This window comes from Duganella dendranthematis (assembly GCF_012849375.1).
In the GTDB taxonomy this organism is placed as follows: domain Bacteria; phylum Pseudomonadota; class Gammaproteobacteria; order Burkholderiales; family Burkholderiaceae_D; genus Rugamonas; species Rugamonas dendranthematis.
The window spans coordinates 579,352-595,012 of record NZ_CP051684.1; the positions used below are offsets into that span (position 1 = coordinate 579,352).

15 protein-coding genes and 1 tRNA gene are annotated in these 15,661 nt (G+C 62.1%); 8 read left to right on the plus strand and 8 right to left on the minus strand.

What is annotated here, in order from left to right; all coding sequences use genetic code 11:
- Nucleotides 1-174: 174 nt before the first annotated feature.
- Genes HH213_RS02725 through HH213_RS02740 form a run of 4 tightly spaced genes read left to right on the plus strand, consistent with a single transcriptional unit; the run spans nucleotide 175 to nucleotide 2,873 of the window.
- A complete protein-coding gene (locus tag HH213_RS02725; protein ID WP_169110611.1) occupies nucleotides 175-1,647 on the plus strand; it encodes a pilus assembly protein TadG-related protein in 1,473 nt (490 codons plus the stop codon).
- The gene (locus HH213_RS02730; RefSeq protein WP_169110613.1) at nucleotides 1,644-2,081 is read left to right on the plus strand and encodes a TadE/TadG family type IV pilus assembly protein; all 438 of its coding nucleotides are present in this window, start codon (nucleotides 1,644-1,646) and stop codon (nucleotides 2,079-2,081) included. Before HH213_RS02725 ends, HH213_RS02730 begins: the two co-directional genes overlap by 4 nt.
- Nucleotides 2,068-2,646 carry a TadE/TadG family type IV pilus assembly protein gene (locus HH213_RS02735; protein WP_169110615.1) on the plus strand — a complete coding sequence of 193 codons (579 nt, stop codon included), beginning with the start codon at nucleotides 2,068-2,070 and terminating at the stop codon, nucleotides 2,644-2,646. The genes HH213_RS02730 and HH213_RS02735 overlap by 14 nt, the downstream gene beginning before the upstream one ends.
- Nucleotides 2,643-2,873, plus strand: a complete 231-nt coding sequence (locus tag HH213_RS02740) for a hypothetical protein (RefSeq protein WP_110849140.1) — start codon at nucleotides 2,643-2,645, stop codon at nucleotides 2,871-2,873. Before HH213_RS02735 ends, HH213_RS02740 begins: the two co-directional genes overlap by 4 nt.
- Nucleotides 2,874-2,880: 7 nt before the next feature.
- On the opposite strand, the gene HH213_RS02745 is transcribed toward HH213_RS02740, so the two are convergent.
- Together HH213_RS02745 and HH213_RS02750 are read right to left on the minus strand one after the other, a co-directional pair.
- Nucleotides 2,881-3,090, minus strand: coding sequence for a hypothetical protein (locus tag HH213_RS02745; RefSeq protein ID WP_110849141.1), 210 nt, complete (start codon nucleotides 3,088-3,090; stop codon nucleotides 2,881-2,883).
- Between the two features lie 61 nt (nucleotides 3,091-3,151).
- Nucleotides 3,152-3,712: a manganese efflux pump MntP gene (locus HH213_RS02750; RefSeq protein WP_110849142.1), complete on the minus strand. Its 561-nt coding sequence runs from the start codon at nucleotides 3,710-3,712 to the stop codon at nucleotides 3,152-3,154.
- Nucleotides 3,713-4,004: 292 nt separating this feature from the next.
- Here HH213_RS02750 and HH213_RS02755 point away from each other — a divergent pair, with 292 nt between their 5' ends.
- On the plus strand, nucleotides 4,005-6,869 hold the full coding sequence (locus HH213_RS02755) for a sensor histidine kinase (protein WP_169110617.1): 2,865 nt from the start codon (nucleotides 4,005-4,007) through the stop codon (nucleotides 6,867-6,869).
- A gap of 280 nt (nucleotides 6,870-7,149) precedes the next feature.
- On the opposite strand, the gene HH213_RS02760 is transcribed toward HH213_RS02755, so the two are convergent.
- The gene (locus HH213_RS02760; RefSeq protein WP_169110619.1) at nucleotides 7,150-7,653 is read right to left on the minus strand and encodes a DUF4760 domain-containing protein; all 504 of its coding nucleotides are present in this window, start codon (nucleotides 7,651-7,653) and stop codon (nucleotides 7,150-7,152) included.
- A gap of 282 nt (nucleotides 7,654-7,935) precedes the next feature.
- Between HH213_RS02760 and HH213_RS02765 the strand changes: the two genes are divergently transcribed.
- Together HH213_RS02765 and HH213_RS02770 are read left to right on the plus strand one after the other, a co-directional pair.
- Complete coding sequence (locus tag HH213_RS02765) at nucleotides 7,936-8,238, plus strand: hypothetical protein (protein WP_169110621.1); 303 nt, start codon at nucleotides 7,936-7,938, stop codon at nucleotides 8,236-8,238.
- Nucleotides 8,239-8,318: 80 nt separating this feature from the next.
- Complete coding sequence (locus HH213_RS02770; protein ID WP_169110623.1) at nucleotides 8,319-8,546, plus strand: site-specific integrase; 228 nt, start codon at nucleotides 8,319-8,321, stop codon at nucleotides 8,544-8,546.
- A gap of 87 nt (nucleotides 8,547-8,633) precedes the next feature.
- Here the strand turns inward: HH213_RS02770 and HH213_RS02775 are convergent.
- Nucleotides 8,634-8,710 (minus strand) — tRNA-Pro (locus tag HH213_RS02775).
- Between the two features lie 69 nt (nucleotides 8,711-8,779).
- Between HH213_RS02775 and HH213_RS02780 the strand changes: the two genes are divergently transcribed.
- On the plus strand, nucleotides 8,780-9,604 hold the full coding sequence (locus HH213_RS02780) for an SIR2 family NAD-dependent protein deacylase (protein WP_169110625.1): 825 nt from the start codon (nucleotides 8,780-8,782) through the stop codon (nucleotides 9,602-9,604).
- Nucleotides 9,605-9,609: 5 nt separating this feature from the next.
- On the opposite strand, the gene HH213_RS02785 is transcribed toward HH213_RS02780, so the two are convergent.
- The 4 genes from HH213_RS02785 to HH213_RS02800 form a co-directional block, all read right to left on the minus strand.
- Nucleotides 9,610-10,317 carry a fumarylacetoacetate hydrolase family protein gene (locus HH213_RS02785; protein WP_169110627.1) on the minus strand — a complete coding sequence of 236 codons (708 nt, stop codon included), beginning with the start codon at nucleotides 10,315-10,317 and terminating at the stop codon, nucleotides 9,610-9,612.
- A gap of 86 nt (nucleotides 10,318-10,403) precedes the next feature.
- The gene (locus tag HH213_RS02790) at nucleotides 10,404-11,015 is read right to left on the minus strand and encodes a TetR/AcrR family transcriptional regulator (protein WP_110849146.1); all 612 of its coding nucleotides are present in this window, start codon (nucleotides 11,013-11,015) and stop codon (nucleotides 10,404-10,406) included.
- 68 nt (nucleotides 11,016-11,083) lie between these two features.
- The gene (gene adeC / locus HH213_RS02795) at nucleotides 11,084-12,517 is read right to left on the minus strand and encodes an AdeC/AdeK/OprM family multidrug efflux complex outer membrane factor (RefSeq protein WP_169114917.1); all 1,434 of its coding nucleotides are present in this window, start codon (nucleotides 12,515-12,517) and stop codon (nucleotides 11,084-11,086) included.
- Nucleotides 12,518-12,521: 4 nt separating this feature from the next.
- A complete protein-coding gene (locus HH213_RS02800) occupies nucleotides 12,522-15,659 on the minus strand; it encodes an efflux RND transporter permease subunit (RefSeq protein WP_169110629.1) in 3,138 nt (1,045 codons plus the stop codon).
- Between the last annotated feature and the right edge of the window lie 2 nt (nucleotides 15,660-15,661).

The window sequence follows — 15,661 nt, forward strand, 5'->3', positions numbered from 1 at the left end:
AGACGAACAGTGCGCCAAACAAAATTGGAAACGTTCCCAATCTGGAACCAAATATAGCATCCAATGATTTTGAGTGTCAACGGAAAGCCGAACATTGCCACCTTGCGCCGCATCAATTTCCAATATTTCTTGCTGGATAAAATCGAAGCGTGCAAGCACCGACAGGAGAAGCGCATGCGTCCCAACAGCCTGCCCCGCCAGCGGGGCGTGATCGCCATCATCTGCTGCGTCATGGCGCTGGGCATGCTGGCCATGGTGGGCATGGCGCTCGACCTGGCCATGCTGTACAACCGCAAGGCCGAACTGCAGGCGCTGGCGGACGCCACCGCGCTGGCCGCCGCGCGCGAACTGAACGGCACCGCCAGCGGCGTCGCCAATGCGGCGATAGCCGCCGCCGACACTGCCGCTAGCTACCGTTACCAGTACAACCGCCGGCTGATCACCTGGAGCGGCGACGCGCTGCGCTTCGCCGCCTCGGCCGCCACGCCGGACGCCAGCTGGCTCGACGAAACCGCCGCCGAAACCGCGCCGACCAGCATCATGTTCGTCAAGGTCGATACGCGCGCGCTGAGGGCCGATATCGGCCTGGTGTCGACCGTCTTCATCCGCATGGCCGACAACGGCCCAAGCAGCGCCACCACGGCGGCGCGGGCGGTGGCCGGACGCGTGTCGACACTGCTGTCGCCGCTGGCGATCTGCGCGCAGTCAACAACGCCGGCGGCGTCGCGGGTCAATGTCACCGGCAGCTCCAGCTATAACGAACTGGTGGAATACGGCTTCCGGCGCGGCGTCGCCTATGACCTGATGAACCTGAATGCCAGCGGCGTCACGCCGGAAAATTTCCTGATCGATCCGCTGGCCCCGCCCGGCGTCACTGGCGTCGCGAGCCACTTTGCCACCGACGTGGTCGGCCCCTTCGTGTGCGCCGGCCAGTTGCCGCTGCCGACCGTCGCCGGCGGCACGCTGACGCTGAAGCGCGGCTTTCCGCTGACCGCCTTGTACCACCATTTGAACTCGCGCTTTGACGACTACGCCGACCATGCCTGCACGGCGGAGGGCGCGCCGCCGGACAGCAACATCATGCCGTACGACAAAGCCGCCATCACCTGGATGACGCCAGCAGCCAGCAGCCAAACCGCCGCCAGCTGGACCAGCAGCGGCAAGCTGTGGACCCGCGCCGACCCCTTGCCGGGGGACGCCAGCAACACCGCGTCGCAGTACGGGCCGCTGTGGGCGTACACCCATGCCGTTCCCTACAGTGCCTACAGCGCGCAGCCGGTGGAGCCGGCCACCGGCTATAGCGGCTTCTCCACCAGCGCCTGGCTCAAGCTGTACGCGCCGAATCCGCCGGCGGCCTCCACCAGCTACCCCGCGTCGTCCTCGACCTCCACACCGTACGCCCAGCTGGCCGGCGCCAACTTTCTCGCGCCCATCGCCGACCACCAGCCGGGAGTAGCCAGACGGCGCGTGCTCAACGTGGCGTTGCTGGGCTGCCCGGTGGCGGCCGGCGCCATCACCAGCGCCAGCGTGCTGGGCGTGGGCCGCTTCTTCATGACCGTGCCGGCCACCAGCACCAGCCTGAGCGCGGAATTTGCCGGCGCCGTGCCGCTGTCGACGCTGAGCGGCGTGGTGGAGTTACAGCCATGAAGGCGATGCGCCAACAATGCGGTGCGGTGGCGCTGGAACTGGCGCTGACGCTGGGCTTTTTGTTCCCGGTGGCGGCCATGCTGCTGTTCTATGGCCGCGTGCTGTACAACTATGAAGTGGCGCAGAAAGCCGCGCATGACGCGGTGCGCCACATGGCCAGCGCCAACGTCCTCAACATCAACAACAACGCCATGGTCGGCTTCGAAGTCGCTGTGGCGCAGGCGATCGTGCGGGAGGAAGTGAGCGTGCTCAACCCGAGTGTGCTGGGCGTGTCGGTCGCCTGCGATGGCCTGCAATGCCTCGGCCTGGGCGTGCCGACCACCGTCACGGTCGGCGTGCAGATCAAGGTGCGCAACCAGATGTACGGCTACGCGCCGGAGCTGGCCGACCAGAACATCACCGCGACGCAAAGCATGCGCTATGTGGGCAACTGAGCGCCAGCGCGGCGCCACCGCCGCCGAATTCGCCTTGTGCGTGGTGGTGTTCTTCGGTGCACTGTTCTTCATCATCGAAATGGCGCGCGCGATGTACTTGCTGCACACGCTGCAGGAAGCCTCGCGCCGCGCCGCGGCGGCGGCGGCCGTCAGCGACTTCAGCGATCCGGCGGTGATGGCCAGCATCCGCCAGGCGGCCGTGCTGCGCGATACGCCGGGGCCGCTGCTGATGGGGGCGCCGATCACCGATGCGCATATCCGCATCGATTACCTGTCGCTGGCGCGCGCCTCGAACGGCAGCATGACCTTGACCGAGATACCGACCGCCAGCCTGCCGGCCTGTCCGGTGCGGGCACGCATCCAGTGCGTGGCCAATCCCCACGGCGCCAGTTGCATCCGCTACGTACGCGTGCGCGTGTGCGCGCCGGGCGGTTCGGACTGCGGCCAAGTCACCTACCAACCGCTGTTCCCTTTGACGGGCCTCAGTTTCCCACTGCCGCAGACGATTACCATCGCCAAGGCGGAAGCACTGGGCTTTCAACCGGGGAGCACATTATGCCCATGAAATTTGACGATAGCGGACGCGAGGCCTATGATCAGGCGATGGAAAACCGCGTCCAAATACTGGAAACTGAATTGGCCACCATCAAAACCGATGTGGCCGTAATCAAGTCCAACTATGCCACCAAGGCAGATGTGGCTGAGGCCAAGAACAGCATCATCATCTGGGTCGTCAGCGCCATTTTGCTCGCGCAACTATTGCCAGTCTTGATGAAAAAGTTCGGCCTCTAACCAGCAATTATTTGTCACCCAGCATGGCCGACATGGCGTCGATCACTTCCTGCGCCTGACTCTTGGGAATGATGATGATGCTGTCCTCCTGCCCATCCATACCCTGCTGGCGCAGTACGATTTCACCGTTATTGTTTGCGTAGATCGCCAACGCATCCACGCGCGGCAGCACCAGCGACTCCCTCGCCGACGCGCTATTCCAATCCCAATCTGCCATGTCGAACCTCATATTTAGTTGAGGAAATATGATAGCCGATAACGGCTGGCCCGGACCCGGCTTAACCGATGTGCTCGTACAAAATGACGCTGCCGATGATGATCAGCACCACGCCACCGATAAGCTCAGCACGCTTGCCGATCACCGCCCCCAGCGCGCGCCCCACCATGATCCCGATAGTGACCATCACAAAGGTGCTGAAGCCAATGGCGGCAGCGGTCGCGTAAATATTCACACCGATCAGCGCCAGGCTGGCGCCGACTGCCATCGCATCAATGCTGGTCGCAAGGCCGGTGATGGCCAGCACCCAGGCCGACTGATCGGCGCCCTTCTGCTCGTCGCCGTCCGCTTTATCAAAGCTCTCATGGATCATTTTGGCGCCGAGCGCCACCAGCAGGCCAAAGGCAATCCAGTGGTCCCAGGCTTCAACATACGGCGCCGCAGCCTGGCCCAGCAGCCAGCCGATGATCGGCGTCAGACCCTCGATCACGCCAAAGATCAAACCGATGCGCAGCGCCTGGCGCAAGGTAGGTTTCTGGATCGATGCGCCTTTGCTGATGGCGACGGCAAAAGCATCGGTGGACATGGCCAGGGATAAGGCGGCGGTGGCTGCGAAGTTCATCTAGCTTCCTGGTCGGGTAGGACGAAAATTATACATGCGGCGCAGGACGAGACCGATATGGCCAGACAAACCAGAAGTCACAGCACGTGTCTGACTTGCACTATCTGGCATTGAACAAAAAAACTCGATGCTGTAGGCTGTTGCGTTTACGACATTTAATGCGATAACCAAGATGCCTGTTGCTTCACATCGGTGGTCCCGGCTGCGGGTCTGTGTCTCTGCGCTGCTGGCGACGGCTGCGCTCGAGTCCTGCGCGGCATCCATGGAGGCGCTACCGTTCTGGCAATCCAACTTGTCGCATACCGCGTGGACGGCGCGGGATGGCGCGCCGTCCGATGCCGGCACGATGCTGCAGGACCGCAATGGTATGCTGTGGTTTGGCGCACCCAACGGCCTGTTCCGCTTCGACGGCGTACGCTTCGAGCGTATCGACGAGATCAGCGGCAACAAGCTGCTGTCGCCCAATGTACAAGCGCTGGCCCTGTTCGGCGATGCGCTGTGGGTAGGCTATAACGCCGGCGGCATCAGCGTGTTCGAACACGGCACGGTGCGGCACTACGGCGAAGCGCAAGGCGTGCCAGCCGGTCGCATCCTGGAGTTCATCAAGACCGCAGACGGCACGCTGTGGATGTCGAGCCATGCCGGAATTTACTGGCTGGACGGCGCGCGCTGGCGCCAGGTGGGGCCGGACGATGGCCTGCCGACCGGCGAGCGCCCTTCCATCAACCTGCTGCATGACGGCGGTCTGTTGATCACCCACCCGGCTGGCCTGTTTCGCAGCGTACCTGGCACGCATCGCTTCCGCAAGGTCGACACGGCGGGCAGCATGCTGGCCAGTCAGGTCCAGGCCGATGGCAAGGTGATCGTGATGAAATTCGGCGAAACGCCGAGGCTATTCAACCCCGTTACCGAGACCTCGTCACCACTGCGCTTGCCGGCCAGCGGCGGCCTGCCCTACAGCGTCCACCGGGATCGCCGCAATGGGTGGTGGATCGGTCCCGGCGACGGCATGCGGCTGTACACCCCCGACTTTGTGCTGAAGAAGCAATTCCCGGCGCCCTACCAGTTCAGCGCCGCGCGCACCTTCACGCCGCCGTTTGACGACCGCGAGGGCAATCTCTGGTTCATGACGGAAAACGGCATCGACCGGATACGGGAAAACCATCTGTCGGTGCAAGCGATGCCCGAGGGCAGCACCGACTTCATCGTCACGGCCGGTCCTGACGGCGAAGTCTGGATCAACAGCCACTCGTCGCGGCAGGCGCTGTCGCCGCCGACCTTCGCCATCGCGCGTGATGGCCGGCGCATCGCCAGCGACATGCCGTCCGCCACCGCCAGCACGCGCGCCGTTGATGGCACGCTGTGGTTTGGCAACCCGCATCAGTTGTGGCGCTGGCGTGACGGCAAGCAACGTCGTTGGCCGCTGCCGCCGGCGCTGATACAACAGCCGGTGCAGGCGATGGCGATGGGCGACGAGGGGCAGCTATGGCTGTCCATCTTGCGGCGCGGCGTCTATACCTTCAAGGACGGCGTCTGGCAGGCCGGCGGCGGCCATGCCGCGCTGACCGGGCGCACCGCCCTCTCGGTGCACCGCGACGCCCAGGGCAGGATCTGGTTCGGCTACACCAGCAACGCCATCACCATGCTGGACCACGGCAAGCTGCGCCAGTTCGGCCCCGCCGATGGCTTGGCGGTCGGCAGCGTGACGACCATGTTCAGCGGCCAGGGCACGCTGTGGATCGGTGGCGAGCTGGGCCTGGCGCACTGGCGCAACGGCCGCTTTATCCCGCTCAATGACAGCAATGGACAGCCGTTCAACGGCGTGTCCGGCATCGTCCAAACGGCACAGGGCGAGCTGTGGCTGCACGGCCCTGACGGCTTGGTGCGGATCGGCGCCGCCGATGTGGCCGCCGCGCTGGCCGGCGACCTGGACCGGGTCACCGCCGAGCGCTTCGGCTACCTGGACGGCCACGAAGGCGCGACGGCGTCGGTGCCTTCCGACAGCCTGATTGAGTCCGGCGATGGCCGCCTGTGGTACGCCACCTCCAGCAGCGTGGGCTGGATCGATCCACGCCACATTACCCGCAACCCGGTCCGGCCGACGCCGCTGATCACCTCGCTCAGCATCAACAACCGGCGTTACCCCGCCGTCAACGACCTCGGCCTGCCACAGGGCACACACAATCTGCGCGTCGACTTCACCGCCGCCGTCTTGTCGATCCCGGAGCGGGCACGCTTCCGTACCCGGCTGATCGGACAAGACCATGAATGGCAGGACGCCGGCGCTTTGCGCCAGGGGTTCTACACCAACCTCGGCCCGGGCGACTATCGTTTCGAGGTGATGGCGGCCAACGAGGACGGCTTGTGGAGCGCTGCGCCTGCCAGCCTGAGCTTTCGTATCGCGCCGGCGTTTTACCAGGCGCTCTGGTTCAAACTGATGTGCGCGGCGCTGCTGGCGGGCGGCGTGTATCTGCTATACCTGCGGAGGCTAGCCTACCTGACCGCGCGCGCCGTCGAGCGCATGCGTACCCGGCTGGAAGAACGCGAACGCATCGCCCGCACGCTGCACGACACCTTCCTGCAAAGCGTGCAAAGCTTGATCCTGCGCTTCCACAGCATCAAGGCGGTGCTGCCGAAGAACGCTGCGGTACAGCAGCAGATCGATGCCGCACTCGACGCCGCCGACACCGTGGCCGATGAGGGCCGCGACCAGTTGATGGGCCTGCGCGTGCATTACGGCGGTGGCAGCGCCCTGGCGCCAGTGCTCAAAGAAGCCGGCGTCGCTGCAGCGACCCAGTACGGCGTGGAGTTCTCGCTGAGTGAGTCGGGCACCCAGCGCGCGCTGCAGGTCGAGGTCGGAGACGAACTGTTTGCCATCGGCAGAGAAGCCGTCGCCAACGCGCTGCGCCATTCCGGCAGCGCGCAGGTGATGGTGCAGCTAATTTATGATGCGTCCAGCTTCACGATGGAAGTGCGCGACCACGGCAAGGGCCTCGACGACGAAGTGCGCCAAACCGGGCACCGCGACCGCCACTGGGGGCTGACCGGCATGCAAGAACGCGCCGCCCGCATCGGCGGCAAGCTGGCCATCCACAGCAAGCGCGGCGAAGGTACCACCATCGTGGTGAAACTTCCTGCGAGCCTGGCTTATCGGTAAAGAGGGCATTCTTGCGACCTCCACAGTTATTTGCCGGCGCCGATCCCGACGGGCAAGCGGAAAAATGAAAAAGGCCAGCATCGAGGCTGGCCTAAGTCATTGATTTTGGTCGGGGCGAGAGGATCCAAACCTCCGACCCGTGCATCTCATGCGCGGGTGCAAATCCCTCAAACGTAGAATTAATGCGGTGTTTGCATAGAACTGTTTAATATCCAGCACCTGTATGATGCAGCGTTGCAAGGGTATTTTATGATCCAAATATGAAAAATTAGATAGGTTTTCACTTTTTCTTTAGAGGATCGACTTTCCAACGCGCAGCAAGCCACTCAAAATCCTGAAAAATAGTGTCTTTTTTATCCTTGTTTCGGAGCTCGATTATCATCGCTTGGGAGGCAGCGTAAACTTTCAATACGTTGGAGCATTGCATCTGCTTATACAGTGACTCAGAAAAAGCTCCGGACCGGATCCCACCTGCAATGAATTCATGATTGTTGAGCACACGGAGGACACACTTGCCTTCTGCTGATCCCAGATCCAAGGTGCTGAACTTCACTTGGCTCTCGTTCAGACGGTAGACCTCCTCGATACACCTCAACAAATCTTGATCGCTTTTCTGATGCATTACGAGATCAATGGTCGCACGCAATCTTGCAAGCTTTCCATTGTGATAGATGATATATGCAGCGGCTAAAGCAGATAAAAGAAAGGCTCCTGTTTGTATCCAGAAGCCTAAACTTTCGCCTAACCACAAGATGACCTTGGTAGACTGTACGGGATCGCTCACTTAGCCATCCCAACCTTCGCGATATCGGTTCATAATTTCCTCCTAAAATGACACCAGAAAAATTACCTGATCCAAGGTGTATGCAGAAAGTCTACATCAAATTTGATCAATGGGTATGCACCATATCAAACTTATTGCGTTCCCGCAACGGCCCTGAAATTCTACGACCGATCACAATCATCTGGTTGTGATGCGAAAAAGGGTTTCGCCAGAAATCCTACTTACGGGAAAGCAAACTAGAATGTACAATATTTCCTCATGGACACATTTTATAGGAAGTTTATGAAACTCGCTGCTTTCCTCACGACTACCGTGACGGCTCTAGTTCTCCCCGCATCGGCGCAAAATCAAACCCAGCTTGCCAGCACCCGAGCAGTGTACGAGTGCAGCTCTAGCGGTTGTGTTGTCAGCTGCAAAAACGCCACAGGTGTATGGGTCGAACTCGACCACGCGATCAATTACGTCTATATGGACAGCTATGTGAGCGGCAACACCAAGTTCACCTTTGAAGATGGTTCAAGAGGCGTTCGAACTTACATGCTGTCGCCGGCAAACTTGCCTTGCAAGGTCGACGGCCAACGGTAGCTACAGGCTAACGCGACTATCGGCTGCAGGCGATGACCGGCCGCTGCTGTCCCTCATACTTCAAATCGGGACTCTCCTCGATGTGGAAGCGGGCCGCCAAGCGCAAGAAGATCGAAGTGGGGGCGATGTTCAAGGATATCCGCGCCCTGGGCGCCACGGACGCGGCACGGGGCCGCATCGCGACGGGTGAGGTCCAGACGCAGTTGGCCCATACATCCTCCCAGACGACCGACATCTATATCAAAGAAGCGATCCCGGATGTGTCGGAAATTGTGATGGACCTGCCATGGGCCGACGAGGCGAAATAGCACAAAGCCCGGCGAACATATTAGACAATCGTCTAATATACAGCGCTGGGCTTTTATACAGTTCCTACTCTAAGTATTTGATTTTGTTGGTCGGGGCGAGAGGATTCGAACCTCCGACCCCGTGCACCCCATGCACGTACGCTACCAGGCTGCGCTACGCCCCGACGAACGGCTTATTATAGCAGCGCGTTTAAGTATTTGTCATGTTTGCCGGGCGCAGCTAAGATGGCGTCATGGATACCGCCGATCTCGAACACGCCGCCGCCCTGCTCCAACAAGCCGACCTGCTGATCATCGCGGCCGGCGCCGGCATGGGCGTCGATTCCGGCTTGCCGGATTTTCGCGGCAATGAAGGTTTCTGGCGGGCCTATCCTGCCCTCGGTCGCGCGCGCATGGCGTTTACCAGCGTCGCCTCGCCCGCCACGTTTCATGCAGATCCGGCGCTGGCCTGGGGATTTTACGGGCACCGGCTCAATCTCTACCGCGACACGCAACCACACGTCGGCTTCACGCTGCTGAAGCGATGGGGCGAACGCATGCAGCATGGCGCCGCAGTCTTCACCAGCAATGTCGATGGCCATTTTCAGAAAGCCGGCTTCGATCCGCAGCGCATCCTGGAATGCCACGGCTCTATCCACCATCTGCAATGCCTGACGCCCTGCGGCGATCATATCTGGCCGGCGGATGGCTACACGCCGCAAGTGGACACCGTCAACTGCCAGTTATTGAACCAGCCGCCCACTTGCCCGCACTGCGGCGCATTGGCGCGGCCAAATATTCTGATGTTTGGTGACAGTGGCTGGATCGAGTCGCGTGCCAGCGCCCAGGAAGCGCGTCTGCACGCGCTGCTGCACAAAGCCAGCAAGCCGCTGGTGATTGAACTGGGCGCTGGAGTGGCAATTCCATCGGTGCGCCATTTCGGCCAGTCCGTGATCCGCCACCACAACGGCCGCATGATACGGATTAACCCGCGTGAGCCGCAGGTCGCCAGCCCGCAGGATGTGGGGCTGGCGGCCAACGCGTTGATGGCGTTGAGCGCCATCAACGCGCTGCTATAACCGGTTTATACCAATTTAACGGTAATCGGGGAGAGGCCGGCAACCTTGCCTTCCAGGACATTACCGCGCACCACCGCGCCCACACCTTCCGGCGTGCCACTGAAGATCAAGTCGCCCGGCGCCAGCGTGAAATAGGTCGACAGGTTGGCGATGGTTTCGCTGACCGACCAGATCAGCTCCGAAATATGCGACGACTGCTTGGTCACGCCATCCACATCCAGCTGGATCGCGGCGTGGTTGATGTCGCCCGCATCTTCGGCGCGGGTGATCAGGCCGATCGGCGCGGAGTAGTCGAACGCCTTGCCGATTTCCCACGGACGGCCGACGTCGCGCATCTTGAATTGCAGATCGCGGCGCGTCATGTCGAAGCCGACCGCGTAGCCGAAGATGTGCGAGGCCGCATCTTCCACCGAAATATTGGCGCCGCCCTTGCCCAGCGCGACCACCAGTTCGCACTCGTAGTGCAGATTATTGGTCAGCGGCGGGTACGGCAGTTCCAGCACGCGGTTCGGCGCGGCCGGCACCACGGCCTGGGCGTCGCCCGGCTTGGAGAAGAAGAATGGCGGTTCGCGGGTCGGGTCGGAACCCATCTCGCGCGCGTGGCCGGCGTAGTTGCGGCCGACGCAGTAGACGCGGCGCACCGGGAACAAGTCGGAAGTGCCGGCGACCGGCAGGCCGACGATGTCATGGGCGGGAATTACGTAGGCAGTCATGATGCTCCTGTAGGCTGTAGAGGGACATCACGCATGGTACAACAGCAGCCAACCGCGTGCAGCGGAAGGATACATTAAGAGACAAATCAGCTCAGCAGCAGCGCCTTCATGGCGACCCGGTACCCTTCCACAAGGGAGTTGCGGTCCATGTCCGGACGGTGCAAGGCGCGGATCGGCAGGCCGTGGAACAGCGACACCATGGTGTTGATGCGGCCGTCGAGCAGCGCGTCGTCAACCGGCAGGCCGCGCCGTTCGCGTTCGCGCTTGATGATGGGCCGGAACTCGGCCATCGCCACCACGTCGGAAGCGCGCATGGCGTCGGCGATCTTGGGATTGCGCGCCGCTTCGGCAAACATCTCCAGCGGCAGCTGGAAGTACTGCGGATCGAGGTTTTCGTCGATGTGGCGCGGCGCCTCGTCGATCATCGATTGCAGCGGATCGTCCTTGCCGCTCAATTCGCGCAACTGCGCCGCCACATGCTCCGACTCCAGGTCGACGAAGGCCATGATGATGGCTTCCTTGTTGTCGAAGTAGTTGTAGATGTGGCCCGCGCTCATGCCGGCTTCTTTCGAAATCTCGGACATGCTGGCGCCATGGAAGCCGCTGCGCGCGAAGCACACGGCAGCGGCCTGCAAAACCTGGTTACGGCGACTCTGCGCCCGTTCCGGGTCAGTGCGTCGCTTGACGTGGGATTTCATGGAGCGGTCCTTGGGTAATATGAAAAGATCAAACCGGTGGACGCCAGTGCGGCGTCCACCGTGCAGCATCAGCGCTGCGGTGGCAACTCAGGCTGCCAGCCGCCGCCCAGCACCTTATACAAGGTGACGGCGTTGCTGTTTTTTGCAAGGCGCGTGGTGATCAAACCTTGCTGCGCCGTGTACAGCGCGCGTTGCGACACCAGTGCGTTCAGGTAGGTGTCAGCCCCCTGGCGATAACGCGCTTCGTTGATGGTGTAGCTCTTCTGCGAAGCCTCGACCAGCGCCTGCGACGACGCCAGACGCTGATCCAGCGTGCCGCGCGTGGCCAGTGCATCGGCCACTTCGCGGAACGCGGTCTGGATCGACTTCTCATACTGCGCCACCGAGATGTCCCGATCGGCCTTGGCGATATTCAGGTTGGCGCGGTTGACGCCTCCATCGAAGATCGGCAGGTTGATCTGCGGCGCAAAGCTCCACGTCGACGAACCGGCCTTGAACAAGCCGGACAAGGTGCTGCTGGCGCTACCGCCCGACGCCGTCAGCGAAATGCTCGGGAAGAAGGCGGCGCGCGCCACGCCGATATTGGCATTGGCGGCGCGCAGCGAGCGCTCCGCTTCCTGCACGTCCGGACGCGATTGCAGCAGGTCCGATGGCAGGCCGGCCGGAATCGCCGCCAGCTGCGTCACCTCTTCCAGCTCGCCGGTTGGCAGCAGCTCGTCCGGCACGGCGCTGCCGACCAGCAGCGCCAGCGCATTCTGGTCCAGCGCCACCTGCGCGGTGTAGACCGCGGCGTCGTTGCGCGCGGTTTCCACGCTGGTCTGCGCGTCGTACATATCGGTGCCGGCCACCACGCCGGAAGCGAAGCGCTTGCGGCTCAGGTCATAGCTGGTCTGCTGGCTTTTGACGGTCTCCAGCGACAGCTTCAAACGCTGCTGATCGGCGATCAGCGTCAGGTAGGCATTCGCCACTTCCGACACCAGCGTAATCTGCTGCGTGCGGCGCGCTTCCTCGGTGCCCAGGTAGCTTTGCAGGCCAGCCTCGGACTGGTTGCGCACCTTGCCGAAGAAGTCCAGCTCATACGAAGACATCACCAGGCCGCCGTTGTACTGGCGGTTGACGATCGACTGGCCGGTGCCGGTCATGTTGGACGGCGTGCGCGAGGCGCTCTGGCTAACGTTGGCCGACAGTTTCGGCAGCAGCGCCGCCGTGTCGATGTTGTACTGCGCCTTGGCCTTCTCGATGTTGAGAACCGACACGCGCAGGTCGCGGTTGTTGGCCAGCGCAAGCTCGATCACCTTGCGCAGCTTGGGATCGGCGAAGTATTCGCGCCACAGGATTTGCGACACCGGCTTGGCGTCGGCCGCCGCCTGTGGCACGCCCTGGTAGGCCTCGCCGTGCGGGAAGGTCTGCGCCACCGGTTGCGCCGGGCGTTCATACACTGGCGCCAGGCTGCAGCCGGCCAACATCGCCAGCGCCGCCATCGTGAATAAAGATTTTTTCATCATATTAGTGCACCTCTACAGCAGGAGCAGGAGCGGCCGGCTTCTTCGGAGCGAAGTAGCCACGCACCAGCACAAAGAACAGCGGCACGAAGAAGATCCCCAGGAAGGTCGCCGTCAGCATCCCGCCCAGCACGCCGATGCCGATCGCATTCTGGCTGCCGGAACCGGCGCCGCTGCTGATCGCCAACGGGAACACGCCCAGGCCGAACGCGATGGAAGTCATCAGGATCGGACGCAGACGCATTTTGACCGCGTGCAGCGTGGCCTTCTTCAGATCCTCGCCGGCGTCCTGCAGTTCCTTCGCAAACTCCACGATCAGAATCGCATTCTTCGCCGCCAGACCGACCACGGTCAGCAGGCCGACCTGGAAGTAGACGTCGTTGGACAGCTTGAACACATAGGTCGCCACCACCGCGCCGATCACACCCAGCGGCACTACCAGCAGCACCGAGAACGGAATCGACCAGCTTTCATACAGCGCGGCCAGGCACAGGAACACGATCAGCACCGAGATGGCGTACAGCTGCGTGGTCTGCGAGCCGGAATCGCGTTCCTCGGTCGACAGGCCGGTCCACTCGAAGCCGATACCCGGCGGCAGTTGCGCCGCCAGCTTTTCGATTTCCGCCATCGCGGTACCCGAGCTCTGACCCGGCGCAGGCGCGCCCAGGATCTCGGTCGATGGCAGGCCGTTGTAGCGCTCCAGGCGCGGCGAGGCGTAAATCCATTCGCCCGCCGAGAACGACGAGAATGGCACCATCTGGCCGCTGGCGTTACGCACGAACCATTTGTTCAGGTCTTCCGGCGTCATGCGCGCTTCGGCCGCGCCTTGCAGGTACACCTTCTTCACGCGGCCACGGTCGACAAAGTCGTTGACGTAAGCACTACCCCAGGCAGTGCTCAGCACCGAGTTCACATCGGACACGGTCAGGCCGAGCGCAATCGCTTTCTGCTGGTCGACGGTGATCTTGTACTGCGGCGTATCTTCCTGGCCGTTGGGACGCACGCCCACCAGCACTTTGCTCTGCGATGCCATGCCCAGCATCTGGTTACGCGCAGCCATCAGCGCATCGTGACCGACGCCGCCGATATCCTGCAGCTGCAGGTCGAAGCCGCTGGCGTTACCCAGTTCCAGCACCGCAGGCGGGGCGAAGGCGAACACCATCGCGTCCTTGATCTGCGAGAACGAACCCATGGCGCGGCCGACGATCGAGCTGACGCGATTGGAGACGCCCGGACGATCCGCCCAGTCCTTCATCCGCACGAAGGCGATGCCGGTATTCTGGCCATTGCCGCTGAAGCTGAAGCCAGCCACCGCGAACACGGAAGCGACGTTGTCCTTCTCGTTGGTCAGGAAGTGGTTCTCGACTTTTTCGATCACTTTCAGCGTGCGTTGCTGGGTTGCGCCGGTTGGCAGCTGGATCTGCGAGAACAGCACGCCCTGGTCTTCTTCCGGCAGGAAGGAAGTCGGCAGGCGCATGAACACCACGGCCAGCACCACCAGGAGCACTGCGTACAGCACCAGCGAACGGCCGCCGCGATTCAGGATCGAACCAACGATGCCCTGGTATTTATTGGTGCCACGCTCAAAGGTACGGTTGAACCAACCGAAGAAACCCTTGTTGGACATGGCATGGCCTTTTTCCACCGGCTTCAGGATGGTGGCGCACAGCGCTGGCGTGAAGATCATCGCCACCAGCACCGACAGCACCATCGCCGACACAATGGTCACCGAGAACTGGCGGTAAATCACGCCGGTCGAACCGCTGAAGAAGGCCATCGGCACAAACACCGCCGACAGCACCATGGCGATGCCGACCAGCGCACCGCTGATCTGGGTCATTGACTTGCGCGTCGCTTCCAGCGGCGACAAGCCTTCGTCCGTCATCACGCGCTCGACGTTTTCCACCACCACAATCGCATCATCGACCAGCAGGCCGATTGCCAGCACCACCGCGAACATGGTCAGCGTGTTGATCGAATAGCCCAGCGCCGACAGGATGGCGAAGGTACCCAGCAGCACCACCGGCACCGCCATGGTTGGAATCAGCGTGGCGCGGAAGTTTTGCAGGAACAGGTACATCACCAGGAACACCAGGACGATTGCCTCGACCAGGGTTTTCACCACTTCTTCAATCGACAGCTTGACGAATGGCGTAGTGTCGAACGCGACGACGGCTTTCAGACCTTTCGGGAACTGGCCTTCCATCGACTTGATCTTGGCCTTGACCGCATTGGCGGTGTCCAGCGCGTTGGCGCCGGTGGCCAGCTTGATCGCCATGCCGGATGCCGGCTTGCCGTTGTAGCGCGCCAGGATGTTATAGGTCTCGCTGCCCAGCTCCATGCGGGCCACATCGCGCAGGTGCACGGTGGCGCCGCTGGTGCTGGTCTTCAGCAGGATCTCACCGAACTGCTCGGCCGTTTGCAAACGGCTTTGCGCAGTCACGGTGGCATTCAGCTGCTGGCCGGCGACGGCCGGCAGGCCGCCCAGTTGGCCAGCCGAGACTTCGGTGTTCTGCGCGCTGATCGCGGCACTGACGTCGGCAGGGGTCAGCTGGTAGCTTTGCAGCTTGGCGGCGTCCAGCCAGATGCGCATGGCGTACTGCGAACCGAAGTTGGTCACATCGCCCACGCCTTCCACCCGCGAGACCGGATCGATCACGCTGGCGGTGACGTAATCGCCGATGTCGGCCTGCTTCATCGAGCCGTCTTCCGACACGAAGCCCAGCACCATCAGGAAGTTCTTGGTAGCTTTCGCCACCACCAGGCCTTGCTGCTGCACGGCAGCAGGCAGCAGCGGCGTGGCCAGCTGCAGCTTGTTCTGCACCTGCACCTGCGCGATGTCAGGATTGGTGCCGCTCTTGAAGGTCAGCGTCAGCGTCACGCCACCGGCCGAATCGGACGATGACGACATGTAACGCAGGCCGTCGATACCCTTCATCTTTTGTTCGATGATCTGGGTAACGGCGTTTTCCACGGTCTTGGCCGAGGCGCCTGGGTAGGTGCCGCTGATCGAAATCGACGGCGGCGCAATGCTTGGATACTGTGCGATCGGCAGGCCGAGAATCGAGATTATGCCGCCCAGCATAATCACGATCGCGACCACCCACGCAAAAATCGGGCGATCAATAAAGAAACGAGACATAG

Excerpts from the sequence above, each read along its gene's own strand:
- HH213_RS02770 (WP_169110623.1), top strand. The coding sequence starts at position 8,319 with ATGTGGAAGCGGGCCGCCAAGCGCAAGAAGATCGAAGTGGGGGCGATG.
- HH213_RS02740 (WP_110849140.1), top strand. The coding sequence starts at position 2,643 with ATGAAATTTGACGATAGCGGACGCGAGGCCTATGATCAGGCGATGGAA.
- HH213_RS02785 (WP_169110627.1), bottom strand. The coding sequence starts at position 10,317 with ATGACTGCCTACGTAATTCCCGCCCATGACATCGTCGGCCTGCCGGTC.
- HH213_RS02735 (WP_169110615.1), top strand. The coding sequence starts at position 2,068 with ATGTGGGCAACTGAGCGCCAGCGCGGCGCCACCGCCGCCGAATTCGCC.
- HH213_RS02725 (WP_169110611.1), top strand. The coding sequence starts at position 175 with ATGCGTCCCAACAGCCTGCCCCGCCAGCGGGGCGTGATCGCCATCATC.
- HH213_RS02790 (WP_110849146.1), bottom strand. The coding sequence starts at position 11,015 with ATGAAATCCCACGTCAAGCGACGCACTGACCCGGAACGGGCGCAGAGT.
- HH213_RS02800 (WP_169110629.1), bottom strand. The coding sequence starts at position 15,659 with ATGTCTCGTTTCTTTATTGATCGCCCGATTTTTGCGTGGGTGGTCGCG.
- HH213_RS02750 (WP_110849142.1), bottom strand. The coding sequence starts at position 3,712 with ATGAACTTCGCAGCCACCGCCGCCTTATCCCTGGCCATGTCCACCGAT.
- HH213_RS02780 (WP_169110625.1), top strand. The coding sequence starts at position 8,780 with ATGGATACCGCCGATCTCGAACACGCCGCCGCCCTGCTCCAACAAGCC.
- HH213_RS02765 (WP_169110621.1), top strand. The coding sequence starts at position 7,936 with ATGAAACTCGCTGCTTTCCTCACGACTACCGTGACGGCTCTAGTTCTC.
- HH213_RS02730 (WP_169110613.1), top strand. The coding sequence starts at position 1,644 with ATGAAGGCGATGCGCCAACAATGCGGTGCGGTGGCGCTGGAACTGGCG.
- HH213_RS02745 (WP_110849141.1), bottom strand. The coding sequence starts at position 3,090 with ATGGCAGATTGGGATTGGAATAGCGCGTCGGCGAGGGAGTCGCTGGTG.
- adeC (WP_169114917.1), bottom strand. The coding sequence starts at position 12,517 with ATGAAAAAATCTTTATTCACGATGGCGGCGCTGGCGATGTTGGCCGGC.